General features: G+C 72.5%; 4 protein-coding genes. 3 read left to right on the plus strand and 1 reads right to left on the minus strand.

All coding sequences use genetic code 11. The annotated features are described in order from the left end of the window. From NON22_RS19995 to murU, 3 genes are all read left to right on the plus strand, one after another. A partial coding sequence (locus NON22_RS19995) for a TolB family protein (RefSeq protein ID WP_257388740.1) occupies positions 1–1,751 on the plus strand: 1,751 nt, incomplete at its 5' end. A gap of 32 nt (positions 1,752–1,783) precedes the next feature. Further along, the gene (locus NON22_RS20000; RefSeq protein WP_257388741.1) at positions 1,784–2,800 is read left to right on the plus strand and encodes an aminoglycoside phosphotransferase family protein; all 1,017 of its coding nucleotides are present in this window, start codon (positions 1,784–1,786) and stop codon (positions 2,798–2,800) included. Continuing rightward, positions 2,797–3,519 (plus strand): N-acetylmuramate alpha-1-phosphate uridylyltransferase MurU, encoded by a 723-nt coding sequence (murU, locus tag NON22_RS20005; RefSeq protein ID WP_257388742.1) that lies wholly within the window; start codon positions 2,797–2,799, stop codon positions 3,517–3,519. The genes NON22_RS20000 and murU overlap by 4 nt, the downstream gene beginning before the upstream one ends. 31 nt (positions 3,520–3,550) lie before the next feature. Here murU and NON22_RS20010 read toward each other — a convergent pair. Then, positions 3,551–5,101: flavin monoamine oxidase family protein (locus NON22_RS20010; RefSeq protein ID WP_257388743.1), on the minus strand; the 1,551-nt coding region annotated here is incomplete at its 5' end.

Genomic DNA, 5,101 nt, shown 5'->3' on the forward strand with positions numbered 1-5,101 from the left:
CGCTGCTGGCCTGGGCCCTGCCGCAGCCCCCCGGCGCGCAGCAGGCCGCCGGCGACCTGCGCACGCGCGTGGACCGCGCGCGGCCGTTCGCGACCGAGCTCGGCTTCGACCAGAGCGGACGCTTCTCGCGCGACGGACGCTGGCTGGCCTGGTCGGCCTCGGCCGAAACCCTCGACGAGGCGCGCATCTGGATCGCCTCGCGCGACGGCGGCTCGCGCCACGCACTCAGCGACGGCGCGGCCTGGGACATGTCGCCGGTATTCGTCGACGACGACAGCGCCGTCGTGTTCGTGCGCTACACGGCCAATTCCTGCGAGCTGCGCGAGCAGAAGCTCATCGAGAAGCAGTCGCGCCGCATCGGCGAATGCGCGCCGCCGCCGGCGACTAGCCGCATCGACGCCTCGCCCGACGGGCGTCTGGTCGCCTTCCCGCAGGCGGCCGCGGCCGGCCGCACCCGCCTGGCGCTGCTGGATCGCCGCGACGGCGCTGTGCGCCCGCTGACCGATCCCAGCGAACAGGCGCTCATGGATCAGAATCCGCGTTTCTCGTCCGACGGCGGCCAGCTCGTCTTCACGCGCGGCCAGCACAGCCAGCAGCGCCTCTGGCTGCTGCCGGTGGCGGCGCCGGAGCGAGCGCGCGTGCTGGTCGCGGCTCCCGGCATGCTCTACGGCGCGGCCTGGCTGCCCGGCGACACAGCCGTCGTGCTGGCCGGCGACCTGTTCGGCTATCGCGCGTTGTACCGCGCCGACGCGGCCACGGGCGCGCTCGAATTCGTCGGCGCGCGCGGCGCGCGCTATCCCGACGTCGCCGCCGACGGCGCGCTGCTCTACGAGATCGCCGACTACCAGGCCAATCTCTGGCGCGCCGACCTGCGCAGTCCCGAAACACCGCCGCAGCCGATCACGCAGTCGCAGCGCTACAACAACCAGCCGAGCTTTTCGCCCGACGGCCGCTGGCTCGCGTTCGGCTCCAACCGCGACGGCCTGGAATCGGTCTATCTCGCCAAGCCCGACGGCAGCGACGTGCAACGCCTCGCGCTCGATCCGGGCCAGCGCTGGGTGCGCCCGAGCTGGCATCCGGGCTCCGGGCATCTGCTCGTGACCGCGATCCTCAACCGCAGCGACGGCACCGAGTGCCTGCCCTATGCCTGCAGCACCGAACACAGCGCGATCTACCGCTACGACCTCGCGACGCGCCAGCCGGTCGCCGTCGACGGCCTCGGCGAGGATGCGCACTACGCCCAGTACGGCCACGACGGCCGCTTCATCTACTACCTGCGCCGGCGCGACGAGCGCGAGCAGCTCTGGCGCGCCGCGGCCGACGGCAGCGGCGCGCGCCTGCTGCTCGACGCCAACGTCGAACAGTTCGCGACCGACGCCAGCTACCTCGTCGTCGACGTCGCCGTCGAGGCCGGGCTGCGCGTCTGCGCGCTCGACGCGACCCGCTGCAAGGTCGTGCTCGACGGCAGCGACAAGAACGACAGCCTCAGGCCTGACAGCACCTACATCTCGCTGCACGACGGCGGCCTGGCCTTCGTCGCGCGCGACAGCAACGGCCAGCGCTTCGTGCAGCGTTACGACATCGACAAGCGTGCCATGACTCCCCTGCTCGCCGATGCGCCGACGACCTTCGCGCCGGCGCTGGACCTGAGTCCCGACGGGCGTTGGCTGGTCTATGCGCGCAACGACCGCGTCACGATCGACCTGTACCTCGGCGAAGCGCACGCGCCGGGCGCGAAGCCCAAGCCCTGAGCGGCTGCCGCCGCAGTTCCGCACTCGTACCGATGACTACCGACGCCTCCCGCCAGACCGCCCTGCACGCCTTCGTCGTCGCCTGCGGCGCCGATCCGCTCAGCCTCGACGTGGCCTCGGCCGACGCGAGCTTCCGCAGCTACTGGCGCGTGCGCCGCGACGGCCGCAGCTTCATCGTCATGGACTCGCCGCCGGACCGCGAACCGGTCGCGCCGTGGCTCACGATCGGCGCGCAGCTCGCCGCGGTCGGCCTGCATGTGCCGGCGGTGCACGCGGCCGATACGGAGCAAGGTTTCCTGCTGCTCGAAGACCTCGGCACGCGCCTGTATCTCGACGCGCTCGACGCGGACAGCGCCGACGCGCTGTACGGCGCCGCGCTCGACGCGCTGTTCGTGCTGCAGACGCAGCTCGACGGCCGCGATCTGGAGCGCTACGACGAGGCGCGGCTGCAGATGGAGCTCGAATACCTGCCCGAGTGGCTGCTCGCGCGCCACCTCGGCCTGCAGCCGGGCTGCGGCGACTGGGACGTGCTCGAGCTCGCGTTCCGGCGCATTCTCGACACCGTGCAGTCGCAGCCCTACGGCTTCGTGCATCGCGACTACCACAGCCGCAACCTCATGCTCGCGCCGCCGACGCCGGGCATCATCGATTTCCAGGGCGCGCTGCACGGTCCGCTGACCTACGATCTGGTCTCGCTGCTGCGCGACTGCTACATCGCCTGGCCCGCCGCACGCGTGGATGCCTGGGCCGAAGCCTATCGCGAGCGGCTCGTCGCGAGCGGCCGCATCGCCGCCGGCGCGGCGCAGTTCCGCCGCTGGTTCGATTTCACCGGCCTGCAGCGGCACATCAAGGTGCTCGGCCTGTTCTGCCGGCTCTGCTATCGCGACGGCAAGCCGCACTATCTCGACGACCTGCCGCTGGTGCTGCGCTACGTGCTGGACGTGGCCGGCCGCTACGCGGAGCTCGCCGATTTCGTCGCGCTGCTGTCACGCGCGACCGCCGGCGTCGACCTGCGCCGGCGCCGCGACGCGGACGCGGACGCGGCATGAAGGCGCTGATCTTCGCCGCCGGCAAGGGGGAGCGCATGCGGCCGCTGACCGAGCACACGCCCAAGCCGCTGCTGCGCGCCGGCGGCCTGCGCCTGATCGAGCGCCACCTGCAGCGCCTGGCCGCGTTCGGCGTCGACGAGGTCGTCGTCAACGTGTCCTGGCTCGCCGATGCGTTTCCGGCCGCGCTCGGCGACGGTGCGGATTGGGGCCTGAAGCTGCACTACAGCCGCGAAGGCGCCGAACCGCTGGAGACCGGCGGCGGCCTGCTGCAGGCCCTGCCGCGGCTCGGCGACGCGCCGTTCCTCGCGCTCAACGGCGACGTGCATTGCGATCTCGATCTGGCGCGGCTGCAGCTGCGCGACGACGACCTGGCCTGCCTCGCGCTCGTCGACAACCCGGCCCATCACCCGCGCGGCGATTTCCGCCTGCGCGGCACGCGCCTGGTCGCCGACGGCGACGACGAGACCGCACCGCGCCTGACCTTCGCCGGCATCGGCCTGTATCGTCCGGCGCTGCTCGACGGCTGGCAACGCGTCATCGGCGACGCGGCCGGCGCGCGCGAGGATCCGCCGCGCTTCAAGCTCGCCCCGCTGCTGCAAGCCGCGATCGCTGCCGGCCGCGCCGCCGGCCTGCACCACCGCGGCGCCTGGACCGACGTCGGCACGCCGCAGCGACTGGCCGAGCTCGATGCGGAGCTCGAGGCCCGCAGGTTGCGATGAGCGGCTCCGCTTCACCGCCGTCGACGGCGCCTCACGCCACGCGAGTCCGGTTCCCGGTTCCCCATTCCCGATGCCAGGCCCCCGAGGCGTGGCGCTCGGCCAGTATCCGTTCGGCGACGGTTTCGCCGGATTCCAGCGCGCCTTCCATGAAGCCCTGGAATTCGTCGGAGCAGTGTTCGCCGGCGAAATGCAGGCGGCCGACCGAGGTCGCGATGTCGTTGCGCAGTCCGGTCCAGTCGCCCGGCGCGAAGCAGGCGTAGCTGCCCTGGGTCCACGGATGGCTGGGCCAGTGGAAGCGCGCCTCGCGCGCGGCGCCGCGGGCCGCGGCCGCCCCCGGAAACACGGCGTCCAGCTCGGCCACGACTTGATCGGCCTGGAATTTCGGCGTGCCTTCGCCGATGGCCAGGCCGTGCCGGCCGCCGACGAAGTTGGTCAGGATGCCGGCGGCGCCGGGCTGGCGCCGGCTCGTTTCCCAGGTCGTCTGCAGCGCGAGATCGCACATCAGGCTGCCGGTGCTGCCGTGGCGCTCGCGCCAGACGCGCCGTTCGAAGCCGATCATGAGCTTCGCGTTGGTGCCGTAGCCGAGCCCCCGTATCGCAGCGCGCTTGGTCGCCGGCAGTTCGAGATCGAGCTCGACCTGGCGCAGGGTCGTGAACGGAATCGCGAGCACGACTTGCGCCGCGTCGAGCTCGCGGCTGACGCCGTCGCGGCGCAGCGCGAGCCGGTAGCGTCCGTCGGGCGCACGGCGCAGCGCCTCGAGCACACAGCCGGTCTCGATGGCGTCGGCGAGTTTCCCGGCCAGCGCCGAAGTCACGCGATCGTTGCCGCCGCGCACGTGATAGCGCTCGTCGCTGTCGCCGAACAGGCGCAGGTGATCGGTGCGCGGCGAAATGAAGGTCAGCAGGTTCAGCGACGACTGGCGGTCGCACTCCAGGCCCATCTCGGTGGTGTAGGCCACGTCGAGCAGCCGGCGTATCCAGCCGCTGACGCCGTTGCGGTCGAACCATTCGGCGAGGCTCTGCCGGTCGAGCGCCTGCGCCGCGGCGAAGTTCTCCGGCGTGATGTCGCCGCCGTCGATCGCCAGCTGGTCGCGCCGTATCGCCTGCGCGACCGGCGCGAACGCCTGCAGCACTTCGTGCTCGCTGCGCAGGCTGCCGTCGAAATACCAGCTGTCGGTCAGGCCCGGGGTTTCGTCGCCGGTCAGATCGTCGAGCGTCAGGCGCAGGTCGCGCACGAGCCGACGCATGCGCTCGTGGCCGCTGTCGATGAGCTCGCCGCCGAGCTCGCAGACCTGGCCGTCGGCGAAGTGGTTGCGCAGGCTCAGCATGCGGCCGCCGCAGCGCGTCTGCGCCTCGATCAGGCGCACGGGGACGCCGGCGCGGCGCAGCTTCCACGCCGCGGCGAGACCGGCCATGCCGGCGCCGACGATGACGACTTCCTCGCCCGATACCGGCCGCGGCGCGACCTTCGCGCAGGCGGCCAGCGCGAGCGCCGACGCGGCGACCGCGCTCTGCTGCAGGAAGCGCCGGCGCGCCGCGCGCTGCGCATCGGCGCGCTGCAGCGCCTCGGTCACCGATTCGCC

Source organism: Tahibacter caeni (assembly GCF_024609805.1).
Lineage (GTDB): Bacteria > Pseudomonadota > Gammaproteobacteria > Xanthomonadales > Rhodanobacteraceae > Tahibacter > Tahibacter caeni.